This is a genomic window from Terribacillus saccharophilus, from assembly GCF_046592595.1.
Classification (GTDB): Bacteria; Bacillota; Bacilli; order Bacillales; family Amphibacillaceae; genus Terribacillus; species Terribacillus saccharophilus_C.
This window is the reverse complement of sequence record NZ_JAWVPF010000009.1, coordinates 186,856-204,108: the sequence shown is the minus strand read 5'-3', so window position 1 is coordinate 204,108 and position 17,253 is coordinate 186,856. Positions and strand designations below refer to the sequence as shown.

At 45.0% G+C, this 17,253-nt stretch carries 19 protein-coding genes; 14 read left to right on the top strand and 5 right to left on the bottom strand.

The genetic code is table 11. The features are described from left to right. The first annotated feature begins 3 nt into the window (after window positions 1-3). Together trpB and trpA are read left to right on the top strand one after the other, a co-directional pair. Window positions 4-1,209, top strand: coding sequence for a tryptophan synthase subunit beta (gene trpB, locus SFC25_RS16175; protein WP_411216277.1), 1,206 nt, complete (start codon window positions 4-6; stop codon window positions 1,207-1,209). Continuing rightward, entirely contained in the window at window positions 1,202-1,981 is a 780-nt protein-coding gene (gene trpA, locus SFC25_RS16170; RefSeq protein WP_411216276.1) for a tryptophan synthase subunit alpha, read from the top strand. The genes trpB and trpA overlap by 8 nt, the downstream gene beginning before the upstream one ends. Window positions 1,982-2,031: 50 nt before the next feature. Here the strand turns inward: trpA and SFC25_RS16165 are convergent, their stop codons facing one another. The 4 genes from SFC25_RS16165 to SFC25_RS16150 all read right to left on the bottom strand — a co-directional run bounded on the left by SFC25_RS16165 (window position 2,032) and on the right by SFC25_RS16150 (window position 5,489). Beyond that, window positions 2,032-2,460, bottom strand: a complete 429-nt coding sequence (locus tag SFC25_RS16165) for a VOC family protein (protein ID WP_411216275.1) — start codon at window positions 2,458-2,460, stop codon at window positions 2,032-2,034. Window positions 2,461-2,592: 132 nt separating this feature from the next. Beyond that, window positions 2,593-3,357, bottom strand: a complete 765-nt coding sequence (locus SFC25_RS16160; protein ID WP_411216274.1) for an NAD-dependent epimerase/dehydratase family protein — start codon at window positions 3,355-3,357, stop codon at window positions 2,593-2,595. Window positions 3,358-3,360: 3 nt separating this feature from the next. Then, window positions 3,361-3,816, bottom strand: a complete 456-nt coding sequence (locus SFC25_RS16155) for a methylated-DNA--[protein]-cysteine S-methyltransferase (protein WP_411216273.1) — start codon at window positions 3,814-3,816, stop codon at window positions 3,361-3,363. Between the two features lie 53 nt (window positions 3,817-3,869). Continuing rightward, window positions 3,870-5,489: an ABC-F family ATP-binding cassette domain-containing protein gene (locus tag SFC25_RS16150; protein WP_411216272.1), complete on the bottom strand. Its 1,620-nt coding sequence runs from the start codon at window positions 5,487-5,489 to the stop codon at window positions 3,870-3,872. A 219-nt stretch (window positions 5,490-5,708) separates the two neighbouring features. Here SFC25_RS16150 and SFC25_RS16145 point away from each other — a divergent pair, with 219 nt between their 5' ends. Continuing rightward, window positions 5,709-7,889 carry a DNA topoisomerase III gene (locus tag SFC25_RS16145; protein WP_411216320.1) on the top strand — a complete coding sequence of 727 codons (2,181 nt, stop codon included), beginning with the start codon at window positions 5,709-5,711 and terminating at the stop codon, window positions 7,887-7,889. A 36-nt stretch (window positions 7,890-7,925) separates the two neighbouring features. On the opposite strand, the gene SFC25_RS16140 is transcribed toward SFC25_RS16145, so the two are convergent. Further along, window positions 7,926-8,576 (bottom strand): LysE family translocator, encoded by a 651-nt coding sequence (locus tag SFC25_RS16140; RefSeq protein ID WP_411216271.1) that lies wholly within the window; start codon window positions 8,574-8,576, stop codon window positions 7,926-7,928. Window positions 8,577-8,703: 127 nt separating this feature from the next. Here SFC25_RS16140 and SFC25_RS16135 point away from each other — a divergent pair, with 127 nt between their 5' ends. The 11 genes from SFC25_RS16135 (at window position 8,704) to SFC25_RS16085 (ending at window position 17,247) form a co-directional block, all read left to right on the top strand. Next, on the top strand, window positions 8,704-9,108 hold the full coding sequence (locus SFC25_RS16135; protein WP_411216270.1) for an NUDIX hydrolase: 405 nt from the start codon (window positions 8,704-8,706) through the stop codon (window positions 9,106-9,108). 107 nt (window positions 9,109-9,215) lie between these two features. Next, window positions 9,216-10,457: a CYP152 family fatty-acid peroxygenase CypC gene (gene cypC / locus SFC25_RS16130; RefSeq protein WP_411216269.1), complete on the top strand. Its 1,242-nt coding sequence runs from the start codon at window positions 9,216-9,218 to the stop codon at window positions 10,455-10,457. Between the two features lie 39 nt (window positions 10,458-10,496). Further along, window positions 10,497-10,982 carry an HXXEE domain-containing protein gene (locus SFC25_RS16125; protein ID WP_411216268.1) on the top strand — a complete coding sequence of 162 codons (486 nt, stop codon included), beginning with the start codon at window positions 10,497-10,499 and terminating at the stop codon, window positions 10,980-10,982. Window positions 10,983-11,127: 145 nt separating this feature from the next. After that, window positions 11,128-12,381 carry an alcohol acetyltransferase gene (locus SFC25_RS16120; RefSeq protein WP_411216267.1) on the top strand — a complete coding sequence of 418 codons (1,254 nt, stop codon included), beginning with the start codon at window positions 11,128-11,130 and terminating at the stop codon, window positions 12,379-12,381. Further along, window positions 12,381-13,094 carry a DUF6320 domain-containing protein gene (locus SFC25_RS16115; RefSeq protein ID WP_411216266.1) on the top strand — a complete coding sequence of 238 codons (714 nt, stop codon included), beginning with the start codon at window positions 12,381-12,383 and terminating at the stop codon, window positions 13,092-13,094. The genes SFC25_RS16120 and SFC25_RS16115 overlap by 1 nt, the downstream gene beginning before the upstream one ends. A 546-nt stretch (window positions 13,095-13,640) precedes the next feature. After that, window positions 13,641-13,943 carry a lmo0954 family membrane protein gene (locus tag SFC25_RS16110; protein ID WP_411216265.1) on the top strand — a complete coding sequence of 101 codons (303 nt, stop codon included), beginning with the start codon at window positions 13,641-13,643 and terminating at the stop codon, window positions 13,941-13,943. 19 nt (window positions 13,944-13,962) lie between these two features. Next, a complete protein-coding gene (locus SFC25_RS16105) occupies window positions 13,963-14,127 on the top strand; it encodes a hypothetical protein (RefSeq protein ID WP_411216264.1) in 165 nt (54 codons plus the stop codon). A 20-nt stretch (window positions 14,128-14,147) separates the two neighbouring features. Continuing rightward, the gene (locus SFC25_RS16100; RefSeq protein WP_411216263.1) at window positions 14,148-14,771 is read left to right on the top strand and encodes a PspA/IM30 family protein; all 624 of its coding nucleotides are present in this window, start codon (window positions 14,148-14,150) and stop codon (window positions 14,769-14,771) included. Window positions 14,772-14,858: 87 nt separating this feature from the next. Next, window positions 14,859-15,578, top strand: a complete 720-nt coding sequence (gene liaF / locus SFC25_RS16095) for a cell wall-active antibiotics response protein LiaF (RefSeq protein WP_411216262.1) — start codon at window positions 14,859-14,861, stop codon at window positions 15,576-15,578. Next, window positions 15,575-16,618 carry a sensor histidine kinase gene (locus SFC25_RS16090; protein WP_411216261.1) on the top strand — a complete coding sequence of 348 codons (1,044 nt, stop codon included), beginning with the start codon at window positions 15,575-15,577 and terminating at the stop codon, window positions 16,616-16,618. Before liaF ends, SFC25_RS16090 begins: the two co-directional genes overlap by 4 nt. Beyond that, the gene (locus SFC25_RS16085; protein ID WP_411216260.1) at window positions 16,615-17,247 is read left to right on the top strand and encodes a response regulator; all 633 of its coding nucleotides are present in this window, start codon (window positions 16,615-16,617) and stop codon (window positions 17,245-17,247) included. Before SFC25_RS16090 ends, SFC25_RS16085 begins: the two co-directional genes overlap by 4 nt. Window positions 17,248-17,253: the final 6 nt, after the last annotated feature.

Here is a 17,253-nt window from a genome sequence, read left to right as displayed (position 1 = left end):
AACATGACAGCATATCCGACAGAAACCGGGCATTATGGAAGCTTTGGCGGCCGTTTTGTACCAGAAACACTAATGCCAGCCATCTTGGAACTGGAAAAAGCCTTCAAAGAAGCAAAAGAGGATCCTGCCTTCCAGGAAGAGATGCGCTATTACTTGAAACAGTATATCGGACGTGAAACCCCGCTTTATTATGCAGAACGTCTATCTGCCACTCTTGGCGGGCCCAGAATCTATTTGAAACGTGAAGATCTTAACCATACAGGTGCGCATAAAATCAACAACACAATCGGGCAGGCATTGCTGACTCAGCGGATGGGCAAAAAAAAGGTTGTAGCCGAAACAGGTGCAGGACAGCATGGAGTGGCCACGGCGACAGTGAGTGCATTGCTCGGATTGGAATGCATCATCTTTATGGGCAAAGAAGACGTCAGACGGCAGGCTTTGAATGTTTATCGTATGGAGCTGTTAGGTGCGCAGGTCGTATCAGTCGATCAAGGCAACGGCACCTTGAAGGATGCAGTAAACGAAGCGATGCGCTATTGGACAGCAAATGTCGAAGATACCCATTATATCTTCGGTACAGCTGCCGGTCCGCATCCATTCCCGCAGATAGTCCGTGACTTCCAGCGGGTCATTGGCGATGAAACCCGCAGGCAGATCATCGAGGCAGAAGGCAAGCTGCCGGAAGCGATTGTTGCTTGCGTTGGCGGCGGAAGTAACGCAATCGGCATGTTCTACCCGTTCGTGGAGGATCGTGATGTAAAAATGTACGGTGTGGAAGCGGGAGGTATGGGCATTCCTACCGGTAAACATGCGGCTTCTCTCACGGAAGGAAAAGCTGGAATTCTGCATGGTTCATTGTCTTACCTGCTGCAGAATGAGGATGGTCAGGTACAGGAAGCACATTCGATCTCAGCTGGATTGGATTATCCTGGCGTCGGTCCAGAGCACAGCTATTTAAAAGATGCAGGACGAGTAACATATGATGCCGTTACCGACGAAGAAGCGCTGGAGGCTGTACGTCTCCTATCCAGGACAGAAGGAATCATACCTGCTCTGGAAAGCGCACATGCAGTGGCATACTGCAAAAAGCTGGCACCAGTAATGGGCAATGAAGATGTACTGGTCGTCTGCTTGTCCGGCCGCGGTGATAAAGACGTAAACACAATCCGGGAAGCGCATGAAACAGGAGGGGATTCTTATGAGTAAAGCGAAACTGGATAATGCATTTCAACTAGTTTCCGAAGCTGGTGAGAAAGCATTTGTACCATATATCATGGCTGGTGACGGCGGCTTGGACAGTTTGAATGAACGCATTCAATTTCTGGCCGACAGCGGCGCTACAGCAATCGAACTGGGACTGCCTTTTTCAGACCCAGTAGCGGACGGGCCGACTATCCAGGCAGCTGGAATTCGCGCATTGGAAGCTGGCACGACAGTCCAAGCAGTACTGGATGAGGTTGCTAAGGATAAGGACATACGCAGCGTTCCGCTCGTCATCATGACGTATTTGAATCCAGTGTTCGCTTATGGGGTGGAAGACTTCGCTTCAGCCTGTGCATCTGCAGGAATCTCCGGTCTCATTCTGCCTGATCTGCCACTTGAAGAGGAAGGACTAGTTGTTGACGCTCTTCAGAAGCACGACATTGCGTTGATCCGCTTGGTTGCATTGACAAGTACGTCTGAAAGGATCCGGGCACTCGCTGAGCGCGCGGAAGGCTTCCTGTATGCCGTAACAGTAGCAGGTACGACAGGGGAGAGAGCGACCTTTGTCGATCAACTCGGCACACATCTGCAGGAGCTGAAGGAAATAAGCAAAGCCCCTGTGCTGGCCGGATTTGGTGTTTCAACACCGGAACATGTGAAAGAACTGAGCCAGTATTGTGATGGAGTGGTGGTAGGAAGCAAGATTGTTGATGCTTTGCATCAAGGAGACAGACAGCAAGTAAGAGATTTGATTGCTTCGAGAAAAGAAGCATAGAAAATGAAGAGACACTGCTTAAACTAGCAGTGTCTCTTCTTATAGTTCAATTATTTACTCTGGCCTTCTGTAGAAACTTGCCATGTTACACCAAACTTATCTTTTACCTGCCCATACAATGTACTCCAAAAAGTCTGCTGCAGCTCCATGATTATTTCTCCGCCCGACGATAGCTTTTCAAATACATCCTTTGTTTCCTCGGGAGAGCTTGTGATAACAGCGATTCCTACCTGGTCGCCTAGCTCGAGGGGCTGACCTGGGAATGTATCAGACAGCATCAGATCGTTATTTCCGACTTTCAAATGTGCATGTAAAACTCGATCCTTCGCTTCAGCTGGTACGGGATGGTTAGGGTCTTCCGGCATATCTCCGAAAGTTTGGATGCTTAGTACTTGAGCTCCCAGAGCTTCTTCATATAATTTCACTGCCTCTTGTCCATTGCCATTCGTTACGATATAAGAATTGATTCCTTGTACCATTTTCAACATCCTCTCTGTTGTTTACTTTTGCCCTTGTATGAATTCGTTGTAAGTTACAGGATTCCTTTACGAAGTATCCAAAAAAAGAACTATCCTAATAGCCTGAATACCAGACTGTCAGGATAGTTCCATTCATTTTCCGAAATTAGTAAACATACCACCGACGTAATCGGTCACATTTTCCATCTTCACATTCTCGATTTCTTCTCGGTAATCCTCCGGGTTATCTTCGGGGTCATAGCCGATTTTCGCCGCATCCCGGTTATCAAAATAGTCATTATGAAGGGAAGACACACCATAAAAGACACTCGTACCGATTTGATCTGCCTCTAGACAGCGGACAATCAGCTGATTCATATCCCGGATACTGATCCATGTGTTCAGGTTGCGGTGTTCAGCAGGCTTCTCCAAATAGCTGCCAATGCGCAGGCTGGCTGTTTCAATGCCATGTTTCATGTGATACATATTTGCCAGGTTTTCACCGAATGCTTTGCTGGAACCATAGTAAGTATCAGGCAAATGAGGTGCATCAGGTCCGATTGATTGATTAATCGGCTGGAAGCCGACGGCGTGGTTGCTGCTGGCGAAGACGATGCGTTTGATACCATGTTTTCTAGCTGCCTCATATACATGGTATGTTCCATTGAAGTTGTTCCGGTTAATCTTCTCATATGTGCTTTCCGTTGCGATGCCGCCAAGATGGACAATTGCATCCGCACCTTCTGCCAGTTGTTCCACTTCTTCTGCCACAGCAAGATCAGCCTGTTTGAACGCACCGAATTGCATTAGCTCTTCGTCTTGTTTAATGTCCGTCATCACGAGATCATATTTCTCGTGAATAGCTTTGGCTAAATTTTTGCCGATGTGTCCGGCAGCTCCTGTCACAAGTACTTTCATCTGTCATCTGCTCCTTTGTTGTTCAAAATCCAACAGCCAATTCTTACGCCACGGCTCCCAGCGGTATCCTGTTACAATCCCATTCCTGCCGACCACCCGATGACAGGGGACGACAATGGCGAATGTGTTTCGCCCAACCGCACTGGCTGCTGCCCGGACAGCTCGTCCGTTTCCGGCATCTTCAGCAATCGTGCTGTAAAAAGCCGAGCTGCCATAAGGTATCTGGCTGACCTGTTCCCACACACGCTGCTGAAAGGCTGTACCATTCATCCCCAGTGGCAGCTGAAAATCGGTAAGCTCGCCTGCAAAATATGCTTGGAGCTGAGTCTGAGCCAGTGATGTAAGCAAGTTCTCATTGATAGGGAGTGGTTCGCCGAATGTAATGCTTGTTATAAGCTGGTCTGTTGCTGTGATTTGTACATTCCCTAAAGGCGTCTTGATATTGCTTGTATAAGACATTCTAGCCTCCTAAAGAACAAGCTCCAAAGCAGAAAGCCTTGGAGCTTGATAGATTAGCTGTACATTGCTGCGATTTCTTTTTGCAGCTTTTTGTCAGATACATATTCATCGTACGTCATTTCTTTATCCACGATACCAGCCGGAGTGATCTCGATCAGGCGGTTCGCAATACTGTTTACGAACTGTTGGTCATGGGAAGTGAACAGAAGCACACCTTTGAATTTGATCAATCCTTCGTTCAAGGATTGGATGGACTCAAGATCCAAGTGGTTCGTAGGTTCATCCATCACCAAGACATTCGATTTGCTCAGCATCATCTTCGATAGCATACAGCGTACTTTTTCTCCTCCGGATAGGACGCTCGCTTCTTTCAGTGCATCTTCACCACTGAATAGCATACGGCCAAGGAAGCCGCGCAAGAACGTCTCTGTCTGATCCTCAGGGGAGTATTGGCGAAGCCATTCCACCAAAGTCAGATTAACACCATCAAAGTATTTGGAGTTGTCTTTCGGGAAGTACGACTGGGAAGTTGTGATACCCCATTTGTACTCACCAGCATCAGGCTCCATTTCACCCATGATGATTTTCAGAAGAGTAGTTTTCGCGATTTCATCGCGGCCGACTAGGGCAAGTTTATCTTCACGGCCGATTGTGAAGCTGACGTTATCCAGTACTTTAACGCCATCGATAGTTTTTGTGATGCCTTTCACTGTAAGCACATCATTACCAATTTCACGCTCTTGCTGGAATCCTACATACGGATAGCGGCGGGAAGAAGGCTTGATGTCTTCCAATGTAATATTATCAAGCATCTTCTTACGGGAAGTCGCTTGCTTCGATTTGGAAGCATTCGCACTGAATCGCGCGACGAAGGCTTGTAATTCCTTGATTTTTTCTTCTTTTTTCTTGTTCTCATCCTGTGCCATTTGTGTAGCTAACTGGCTGGATTCATACCAGAAGTCATAGTTACCCACATAAAGCTGGATTTTACCAAAGTCAACATCCGCGATATGTGTACAAATCTTATTTAAGAAGTGACGGTCGTGGGATACGACGATGACTGTGTTATCGAAATTGATCAAGAATTCTTCCAGCCACTGGATCGCCTGCAAATCAAGTCCGTTGGTAGGCTCATCCAGAAGCAAAACATCCGGGTTGCCGAACAAAGCTTGTGCAAGTAGCACTTTCACTTTCTCGGAACCAGTCAATTCAGCCATTTTCTTATCATGCAAGTTTTCAGAAATACCTAAGCCTTTTAATAGAACAGCTGCATCGGATTCTGCTTCCCAACCGTTCAGCTCCGCAAATTCACCTTCAAGCTCAGCGGCACGCATACCGTCTTCTTCAGAGAAGTCAGCTTTTGCATAAAGGGCATCTTTTTCTTCGATGATCTTGAACAGACGCTCATGACCCATCATAACTGTTTGAAGAACTTCGTGTTCTTCATAACCAAAGTGGTTCTGTTTCAGGAAGGCAAGACGCTCTCCATCACCAATTGCCACGTTACCAACCTGCGGCTCGACGTCGCCGGAAAGTACTTTCAAGAAAGTGGATTTTCCGGCACCGTTTGCACCAATAACCCCATAGCAGTTTCCAGGGGTGAACTTTATATTAACTTCTTCAAATAGCTTTTTGTCGCCATATTGTAGACCTACATTATTTACCGTTATCATGTATACCTTTTCCTCCATGATCAAAAATGTCACGCATGCCTTAAGCTTACGGGATTTCTAAGTGTAAGTCAATGTTCAAAAAATTGTAAAAAGCATGCAGAGTGCGAAATGGAAGATAGCAAAGGTGTATTCGTCAATATGTACCATGCACCTCACTCGCTCCCGAAAAAAGCCGCCATGTGCTACACTATAGGAAGTGATTCGAGAAAGGATGTTATCATGGGTAAAACGGTTGTACTGGCAGAGAAGCCTTCTGTCGGCCGCGATATAGCGCGTGTTCTTGGATGTACAAAGAAGACGAACAGCTATATGGAAGGAAAAGACTATATTGTAACGTGGGCGCTTGGGCATTTAGTGACGTTGGCGGACCCTGAGACATATGACGATAAATATAAAACTTGGAAGATAGAAGATCTGCCGATGCTGCCGGACAAGCTGAAGCTTGTCGTGATCAAGCAGACTGGCAGACAGTTCAGTACGGTGAAAACTCAATTGAACAGAAGTGATGTGAGTGAAATTGTCATTGCGACGGATGCAGGTCGTGAAGGGGAGCTTGTAGCGCGCTGGATTTTAGAGAAAGCGCGTGTGAACAAGCCAGTGAAGCGCTTGTGGATTTCCTCGGTAACGGACAAAGCGATCAAGGATGGATTCAAAAATCTGAAAAGCGGCAAGCAGTTTGAGAATCTGTATAAAGCAGCGGTAGCCCGTTCCGAGGCAGACTGGTATGTCGGCCTGAACGCTACGCGTGCTTTGACAACGAAGTTCAATGCACAGCTTTCCAGTGGACGCGTGCAGACGCCGACACTTGCGATGATCCATCAGCGAGAAGAAGAGATCAAGAACTTCAAGCCAGAGACATTCTATGGTATTGAAGCGAAAACGCAGAAAGGTTTGCGTCTTGTTTGGAAGGATCAGAAGCACAACAGTACACGTACGTTCTCCAAAGAGAAGGCAGAGCAGGTGCTTCAGAAGCTCAATCAGGTGAAAGGTATAGTTAAGGAAGTAGAGAAAAAGCTGAAGAAGAGCTATGCTCCACAGCTCTATGATCTGACAGAGCTTCAGCGCGATGCAAACCGTCTGTTCGGCTTTGGCGGTAAGGAGACGCTCAATATCATGCAGCAGCTGTATGAACGCCACAAACTGCTCACATATCCGCGTACGGACTCGCGTTATCTCTCTTCTGATATCGTCCCTACGCTTAAGGACAGAGTAAAAGCTGCAGGCGTCGACAGTTACGGGCGTCTTGCTACGAAAATCACGAATGCACCAATCAAAGCGACGAAGGCATTCGTTGATGACTCGAAAGTATCCGATCACCACGCGATCATACCGACCGATCAGAATGCGTATGGCGCTGACCTTTCCGATAAGGAACGGAAGATCTATGACTTGGTGATCAAGCGTTTCTTTGCTGTCTTGTTCCCGCCGTTTGAATATGAACAAACAACATTGACTGTGGAAGCTGCTGGCGAGACTTTTACTGCCAAAGGTAAAATTGTACAAAAGCAAGGCTGGAAGGAAGTCTACGCAAACCGCTTTGATGATGAAGAAGTCGATGACGATCAAACGTTGCCGAATGTAGAAAAAGGCGAAGAGTGGATGCTTGCATATCGGATGACGACTGGCGAGACAAAACCGCCGGAACGTTTCACAGAAGGAACCTTGCTTCATGCAATGGAAAATCCGGTTCGATTCATGGCTGGTGAGGACAAAGATCTTATCAAGACGATTGGCCAGACTGGCGGACTTGGCACTGTTGCGACTCGTGCCGATATCATCGATAAACTGTTCAATACATTTTATATCGAAAAACAAGGCAAGTATCTGAAAATGACTTCCAAAGGCCGCCAGCTGCTTGAGCTTGTACCAGAAGATCTGAAATCACCTGCACTGACAGCGGAATGGGAAATGAAGCTAAGTGCCATAGCTGAAGGCAAGCTGAACCAGCAGCAATACATTTCCGAAATGAAAGAGTATGCGAAAGCAGTCGTGACGGAAATCAAGAACAGCGAGCACAAATATAAACACGATAATATAACTGGTACGCAATGTCCGGATTGCGGCAAGCTGATGCTTGAAGTGAACGGCAAACGCGGTCGTATGCTCGTTTGTCAGGACCGGGAATGCGGCCATAAGAAAAATATCGCCAAAACGACAAATGCCCGCTGTCCGAACTGCCATAAGCGGTTGGAGCTGCGTGGTGAAGGAGAAGGCCAGATCTTCTTCTGCAAATGCGGACATCGTGAGAAGCTTAGTACTTTCAACGATCGTCGGAAGAAAGAAAAAACCAATAAAGCAAGTAAGCGTGATGTACAGAAGTATTTGAAGAAGAACCAGCAAGATGAAGGTTTTGCAAATACTGCTTTAGCGGATGCATTAGCTAAATTCAAAAAACAGTAAACGAAGAAAGCCCTGCCGATTATGGCAGGGCTTCTTTTAATGCAGCCGAGGAGCAGAACCATCTGAAAAGGTGATTTTGCTTACCGCATCCTCCCAGACAATCTTTCCGCCATAGAAAAGGAAGACAAAACCAAATACCGTATCCAAATATGATTGGAATCTGACAACAATTTTACGGATGCGTTTCATTCCGACTAGCAGTAATGTCCCAACGTACCAGGCGCTGTTGCCGAGCAGGAAGCAAATGATAAGCAGAAACGGATTATGGAGCTGATCGGTGCTCGCGAATTGAGGGAAGATGCTCAGGAAAAACAAGCTTACTTTTGGATTGAGGAAGTTGCTTAAGAAACCCATATGGAAAGCCTGCGCTTTTGTGATGGTGATTACTGCATGCTCCTGCGAGCTTTTTTGTCCGCGAATAAGGTGTAGGATCTTTTTGATTCCAAGATAAATCAAATAACATGCACCGAGCAGCCTGATTGCAGTAAACAGCACGACAGATTGCTGCAAAATCATTGAGAGACCGAGTAAGGCAAAGCTGATGTGGATGAGCAGGCTGCAGCGGTTGCCAAGCAGCGTAACGAAACCGAATCTTTTGCCTTGCGACAAGGTGTTCCGTGTTATAAGCAGAAAGTCTGGACCAGGTGTTGCAGCCAACGCGAATCCGAGCAGGATGATATCAAGCATTGGAAATCCTCCTTTTTAAAAGAGTCTAACATTGTTGCAGTGGAAAAATAATGCATATAAAAATTCTTTATGGATGCAGGAACAAAAGCCAGTGAAATGGAAAGAAACAAAAAAGGGAGGGATAAAGATGCCGCCAAAACATATTGTTTCCGCAGCAGTCATTGTGCGGAATGAACAAGGGAATATCTTATTGATCAAAGGGCCAAGACGGGGCTGGGAAATGCCTGGCGGTCAAGTGGAAGAAGGAGAATCACTTACACAAGCAGCGATTCGGGAAGTGAAGGAAGAGAGTGGTATTGATATTGAGGTGAATAAGTTTTGTGGTATCTATCAAAATACGGAAAGGAGTATTTGCAATACACTTTTCCTTGGTAAACCGGTTGGTGGTGTTTGTACGCCTTCGGAGGAAAGTCTGGAAGTTGGTTATTTTCCGTTTGAACAAGTCAAGAAGATGGTAACCTGGGGAAATTATTTGGATCGAATTGAAAGCTGTCTTAATGAAGATGAGCATCCATTTTATGTAGCTTTTTAATAATACATAGGAAGTACCTTGTTTAGGGAAAATAAGCAAGGTGCTTTTCGTTTTCACGTTGTAATCCAAGGGAATTAGACAAGCAAAACAGGGAAGGGTGACGTTGTATGTCCATGCCGAAGGAAGAAGGATTAGATCATAGTCTTGCATTTTTGAAGGAAGGTTATGAATTCATCCTGCATCGGAGAAAAAGCTTTCAATCAAATGTGTTCGAGACTACCTTGCTCGGAAAAAAGGCTATTTGCCTTGGCGGGAAAGAAGGAGCAGAACTATTTTATGATCCGGATAAGTTCATCCGTGCTGGAGCTGCGCCGAATCGGCTTGTCAAAACACTGTTCGGTCCTGGTGGCGTTCAAACGCTGGATGGTGAACAGCACCGCAACCGCAAGGCTATGTTCATGTCCATTATGACAAAGGCACAGCTGCAGCGACTGGATACATTGTTGGAAAGGGAATGGGGGAAGGCAACTGAGCAGTGGGAAAAAACGGATCACATAAACTTATATGAAGAATCACAGAAAATCCTCATGAAGACTGCGTGCGATTGGGCAGGGGTACCGCTGGATGATGATGAAAAAAGGACAGAACAAATGCGTTATCTTTTTGAATCGCCAGCAGCCGTTGGACCAACCCACTGGAAAGGACGATCTTCTCGCTCTGATGCTGAGGATTGGATTGCCGGACTTGTCGAGCAGGTAAGGAACGGGAATCTGCATGCGACTAAGGAAGGTGCACTGCATGTTTTTTCCGTGCATCGGGATAATGACGGGAAGCTGCTGCCAGAGAAAGTTGTTGCAACAGAAGTACTGAATATCCTGCGGCCGATCGTCGCCATCAGTATTTACATCGTATTTGCAGCACTTGCCCTGCATCAATTTCCACAGGAAAGTGAACGGCTGAAAAAAGGAAATGGAAGCATCCATCGATTTGTGCAGGAAGTCCGCCGCTTTTATCCATTTTTCCCAGCTACCATGGCAAAAGTAAAACGGGACTTCGAATGGAATGGCTATCAGTTTAAGGAAGGCACCATGACTTTGCTCGATCTGTATGGTAACAATCACGATCCGAATCTTTGGGAGCAGCCGGATTTATTCCGTCCAGACCGGTTCCTTGATTGGAAGGAAAGCCCGTTTGACTTTATTCCGCAAGGCGGCGGGGATTTCGACATGGGACATCGCTGTGCAGGAGAATGGGTCACCATACAAGTGATGGAAATCAGCGTCGATTTTCTCGTGAATCGTCTGAAATATAAGGTGCCAAAACAGGATTATAGCTATAGTCATTCCTCCATGCCAAGCATGCCTAAGAGTCAGATGATCCTGGCTGATGTTCAGAAGTTAAACAACTGATTCGTGTAAATATGCGATAATGAAGAGAGGGGGTTGTATATGGAAATCCTGCTTTTCCTTATCGCATTTACTTTACATAACTTGGAGGAAGCTTTCTTTTTGCCTGCTTGGTCCAGGACAAGCAAGTTTCAAAAGACAGTTGAGCCTAAGGTCTTCCGTTTTGCGGTAACTGTCATAACATTAGTTGCATATTCCATTGGTGCGTTGTATTTTCTGTGGCCATCCAATGTATATTTACAGTACCTTCAGGCTGGATTGATAGGTGCTATGCTTTTGAATGTACTCGTACCTCATGTTGCAGCAACGATTGCAGAGAAGAAATATGCACCTGGTGTTGTCACTGGTCTTATCTTGATTTTTCCTTTCGGAAGCTTAGCAATGTATCATATGTTTCAGATTTCCGAGATTAAAATCCTGGGAGTAGTTTTCTCTGCTATTGGTATCGGTATTTTACTATTAGGTATAATAGTTACATTATTTGCTATCGGAAAACGTTTCTATAAGGATAAACTCCGTCCACGTTAATCTACGGAGTTCTTTTGATGCCCTCTTAAGATATACTTCAGATAAGATTCTTTCATAAAAGTTAAAACAATAGTAAGAAGAATATAGTACAATTTGATAGTTATGTTTAAAATCAGAAACTTAAATCCATAAAGGAGATAGTAGTATGGAAACAGATTGGTACAAACTAGATAGTGCGGGAAAGCTTTATGCTTCTACTGTTTCATCCAGGGTATCCACTGTCTTTCGGCTTTCTGTTAGTATGTACAAATCTATTAATGCTGCATTTCTCCAAGAAGCATTAGAGGAAACACTGGAAGAAATATCTTCGTTTAAAGTTATCGTAAAAAGGGGTTTCTTTTGGTACTACTTCGAAAAAACAGCAACTATTCCTACTGTCTCAAAAGAGCACTTTTATCCGTGCTCCAATCTGTTTTTTACAGGTCGCAACACGTTTCCTTACAGAGTGCTTTACTATAACAAAAAGATTTCTTTGGAACTATCCCATATGTTGACCGACGGCACTGGTGGCATAGAATTTTTGAAGCTGCTTGTAAGGAACTACTTGAAAAAAGAAGGCGTCCACGCGACATGTATAAGAAAAAAGCTCAATGGATTTAATTTTGATAACGCCTTTTTCCAACATTATGAGAAGCTGGTCCCAAACTGGCAGGACACCTTGGATAAAGCCTATAAGCTTCCATTACGATTGGACAAAAGAGGCGTATATCACGTTACGACTGGTAAATTAAATATTCAGGTATTAAAGAATATATCAAAGCAATACCAAACAAGTATCACAACTTATTTGCTGGCGTTATATGCTGAAATATTAATTGATATTCAAGCTCAAAACTCTAAAACGAGAAGACCTATTACAATAAATGTTCCTGTCAACTTGCGTAATTTCTTTGAAACGAATACGCTGAAAAACTTCTTTGTAAGTGTACCAGTGACGATAGATCCACGATTGGGCGCATATAGTTTCGAGGATATCCTTGAAACGATTAGTATAGAGCTGAAACGATATCTTAATGATAAACAATTAAAAACATTAATTGCTCGTGGTGTGAGAGGGGAACGGAACTTCCTGCTTCGGGCGCTGCCTTTGTTTGTAAAGGACTGGATTTCTCCAATGGTACACGCCAGATTTGGTGAAAACTTATATACTAGCTCGATTTCCAATTTAGGAGTAATCTCCCTTGATGAAGAATTAGAAAAGCATGTGGAGCGGTTTGAATTTTACCCTCCGCCAAGTATCGGCAACAAGATAAAAGCTGGGGTAATAAGCTACAAGGATGATATGTATATTACCTTTGGTAATTTGTCGAATGATCGGCTGGTAGAAAGAATGTTCTTTAGAAAATTAGTTAAAGAAGGCGTAAAAATTAAAATCGAAACCAACAGGAGTGCATATTAATGGCCTACTGTCCTAAGTGCGGGGTCAGTGTTGAAAAAGACCAAGTTCCTTGTCCGCTATGCTTTACATATATACCGAAAATATTGAGCGATGAAGAGCTGTTGGATGCGAATGGGTTTCCTACATATTATAGTTTATATGAGAACTTAGTGAATTTTTTCATACGCGTTGTATATCGCGTTCTCTGTGTTCTGATGATATTGGGATTCCTTATTCCTACACTTATAGATGTCATATTAAATAAAGCTTTGACCTGGTCTTTATACAGCAATTTATCCATCATTATTAGCTGGAGCTTCCTTTACGTTGCCTTTGATTATGTAAAAGGAACAAGAGATAAGATTATCGTCATATTGATAACAACATGCGCTGGGATAATAGGGTTTGATGTAATCAATGGATATGCTGGATGGTCTGTCGAAGCGGCCCTTCCACTCCTGGTTATTATCTTGTTGTTACTTGTTATCAATATAGCTATTTTTAAAAGGAATCGAAGCTGGTTCCGTCAAAGCGGTTATATTATTTTTTCGATTCTTATTCTCCTCATCGGTATTGAGATTATAGTAGGCAGCTATTCAAATACAGGGAATATTGTATTTCATTCTGTAGATGAGCTTCTGCCATCTACTCTATTAGGTTCCATCTTGCTCCTGATTTCCTATAGGATGCCTAAAAAGTGGGTAGAGAAGCTGAAACGGAAATTTCATATTTAATGTAGATTGCTCCAAAGTATAGAAGACTTTATAAGGACGTCCGTAAAATTATCTTGATAATTTACGGACGTTTTTTTTGTATGTTCTTTTATTGGATGCTTAAGTGCCGGAAGCGATGAATCCCTGCGGAAGGACACCCACTCCGGGCTTCCTTGCTTACCTCTCCGTTTCTAAACGGTTTCTTACGCCTTTCGTGTGTGATCTAGCTGCAAAGACCAGAAACTGCTGTATAAGTGATGAATCCCTGCATGGGGAAGGACACCCACTCCGGGCTTCCTCTCTTATCCCTCCGTTTCTAACCGGTCTTTTCCGCCTTTCGTATGTGATCTAGCTCCAGAAACCAGAAACTGCGCTGTAAGCAATGAATCCCTACTTGGGGAAAAGCGCCCCACTCCGGGCTTCCTTGCTTACCTCTCCGTTTCTAAACGGTTTCTTACGCCTTTCGTAAGACCAAAGTCTTACTCAAGTTATGGCTGGGGGTCGTTATGGGGGAGGGGGGATAGCGGTAGACTAGGAGTATGAAATGAAAGAAAGGAGAATGGCTTCATGAAGAAGGTGTTATTGATCATCGGTGCGGTTATAGCTGCAGCAGTGCTCTTAGCTAACCTAGGCTCGCTGCTTGTGCTGGCTATCAGTGTGGCAATTGGCTATTACGGGCTGAGGAGGTTCATTTTGACGGATAGTGTCGGTGCCAAGATTGGCTGGGGCATAGTGATTGGGATTGGTGTATGTATCTCACTTTCCAATCTGTCGGCGTTGATCGGATTGGTTGCTTTGGCAGCTTTGTATTACTTGTATCGGGCTTGGAAGAAGGATAAGGAAGCTGAGAAGTTCGATTATACGCTTTGATTAAAAAAGGAGGAGCATAGTGGACGATTACTTGGAGCAACGGATACGTGTGCTGGAATTGGAAGTGGAGGAACTCAAGGAGAAGGCAAAGCCGAATCGCCAGGATAATACATGGATTTGGGCATTTATCCCGATTTTGGCACTGCTCATCCCAGTATTGGCTCTTGTTGATGACATATTTTAAACAAAAAAGGAGAGGTACACATGGAAAACATTTTTACTCGTATAAAACAGGCGGTAGCAGCAGATTTTCATGAAATTTTGGATAAGAAGGAGGAAAAGAATCCGACGGTTCAGCTTAGCCAATATATTCGTCAATGCGAACAGCAAGCAAAAAAGATCCGTGAATTGATTGAAAAGCAATATCAGCTCAAGCATGATTTCACGAAGGAATATCATGCGGCGCAGGCAATGGCAGATAAACGGGAGAGACAGGCGAAGCTTGCTGCAGAGCAAGGAGAAGCAGAACTTGCCGAACAAGCGCAGGAAGAACGTGAGCAGTATCAGGAGCGCGCAGATAAGATTAAAACGATGATGGAAAAAGCGAGCACAGACCTGCAAGAGCTTGAAAAGAAATACGTGCAGATGAAACATAAGCTAAAAGACCTTTATGTAAAGAAAATGGAGTTTGCAGAGCGTGAGAATGTTGCTAAAGCACATCGAGGTATGAATGAAGTCCTGAAGCATAAGCCGGAATTCGAATTTGCATCCAATAAGTTCAATAATCTAGAAGGCTATATAGACCGTTTGGAGCGAAAAGTCGACGCGGATTATCGAAAAATGACGCTGGACGCCAAGCTTGCTGAGCTCGAGAAGAAATCTAGTTAAAATAGGCACAACATGGTAATCTAGGAAGGACACAGGCGGCTGTGTGCTTCCTTATTTACACTTGCCGCATGAAAGGAGTGCCTCGGAGTGAAGCCTAATGATATGATCCGCTGGCTGCTGATCACAGCAGCTGTCGTTTTCGTGGCTGAATTACTGCTGTCGGGGACAGGTGTGCTGATCGGAATTGGTATGGGTATTCTATTCATCTATCTTGGCAAGCGGCAGTTATCCGGTCGTAAAGGAACGATACTGTTTTGGGCAGGCATATTCATAGTTGCCATGAGTTTATTGCAATCATTCGCTTTTTATCTTGTGCTTACAGCGGGTATCATCTATTACTTTACGAAAGTCCATGATAATACGACGGATAAACCGCAAACCTATCAGCCTTCCTTTGATCAGGCCGCCTCAGAAGAGCAAGTATTCGAACAGAAGTCTCTGTTTCAAAACAGCTGGTTTGGCGCACAGTCGGCAGGAAGCGGCGTGTATGAGTGGCAGGATACGAATATCCAGTCCTTCATAGGTGATACAATCATCGATTTGAATTATACGGTATTGCCAAAAGAAGAGGCCGTCCTGATGGTGCGCAAAGTCCTCGGTAATGTAAGAATCATTGTGCCATATGATATTGAAGTGGATGTCCATCATTCAGTCGTTTACGGCTCAGTCACGATTTTCGATCACAGAGAACAGAATTGCTGGAATAAAGTGATTCATATGCGTACAAAAGGCTATCAGCAATCATCCCAGCGCATTAAGATTGTTACGAGCGTAGTAGCCGGTAAGCTGGAGGTGGTGCGCGTATGAGTAATATCGTGAAACGCCACGTTGGCTTTGGGATGCTGTACAGTCTGTTATTGCTGGCTGGATTAGCTGTACTGTATATTATTGATTTCCCGCTGGATGATTGGAAAGATATTTGGACGATGCATGAAAGCACAGTGCCATTTCTGATTGCGGCACCGCTCTTTGTCCTTTTTTCCGGGGCCATTCTCGGATTGTTCTCCGGGCTTTACTGGCGTAAACGCTGGCATCAGGCGGCAAGTGAAATGGAAAGCATAAGGGAAGGCCAGCAGCCATTGAAGAAACGCAGCTTCAGCTTGACGGAGCTGCAGCAAACATGGGCTGAACTAGAACGTCTCCAGACTTATATGAACGAACAGGCAAAGCTTGCACAAAAGCTGACGAATGAGCGGGTGATCGACCGCGAAGAAGAGGTGCAGCGCATTGTGTCGGAAGAGCGGAATCGTTTGGCAAGAGAGCTGCATGATTCAGTCAGCCAGGAGCTTTTTGCAGCATCTATGCTGATTTCTGCTTTGACTGAATCAGAGGAAGAAGAGACAGCGCTCTATAAAGCACTGAAGCAGCTGGAGGCTATGGTGCAGCAATCGCAGCTGGAGATGCGGGCACTGCTACTCCATCTAAGACCTGCTGCGCTGAAAGGGAAGACATTGCAGGAAGGCATGGAGATGCTCCTCGAAGATTTGCGGGCAAAGGTGCCCCTTACAATAAATTGGGAACTGGACACGTTCCCTGTGGAAAAGGGTATCGAGGATCAGTTGTTCCGGATCGTCCAGGAGTCCGTATCCAATACGCTGCGTCATGCAAAAGCGGAAAGCTTGTCCATCAAACTGCTGCAGCGTGACAGCTTTATTATCTTGCTTGTTGCAGACGATGGCATCGGTTTCGAAATGGGAACCGAACAGCCAGGAGCATACGGTTTACAAAATATGAAGGAGCGGGCAGCGGAAATAGGCGCCCATCTGCGGGTGGTAAGTGTGCCAAAGCAAGGTACACGTTTGGAAGTACGCGTTCCGATGCTTGACAGAGAGGAAGAAGAAGCTTGATCAAGGTACTTTTTGTAGACGATCATGAGATGGTCCGAATCGGTGTTTCCGCCTATCTATCAACCCAAGCCGATATCGAAGTTATTGGGGAGGCGGATAACGGGGAGGAAGCAGTGCAGCTTGCACTCGATTTGCGTCCGGATATTATCTTGATGGACCTTGTAATGGATAGAATGGACGGAATTGAGGCAACCAGGCAAATCGTTGGTTCCTGGCCAGAAGCAAAAGTGATCGTCGTCACAAGCTTCCTGGATGATGATAAAGTGTATCCGGCCTTAGAAGCAGGAGCTGCAAGCTATCTGCTGAAAACATCCAAAGCCTCTGAGATAGCGAAGGCGATCAGATCTACATATAATGGCACAGCCGTCTTCGAGCCGGAAGTGACGAATAAAGTAATGGCACGCATGCGCAAGCCCAAAGCCCCCGTTTTGCATGATGCGCTGACAGCAAGGGAGCAGGAAGTGCTGCTCTTGATCGCAAAGGGCAAATCGAATCAAGAGATTGCCTCGGAGCTGTTCATTGCTTTAAAGACAGTCAAAGTGCATGTCAGTAATATTCTGAGCAAGCTTGAAGTGCAGGACCGGACACAAGCAGCAATTTATGTGCATGAAAACGGGCTTCTTCAATAAAAAACA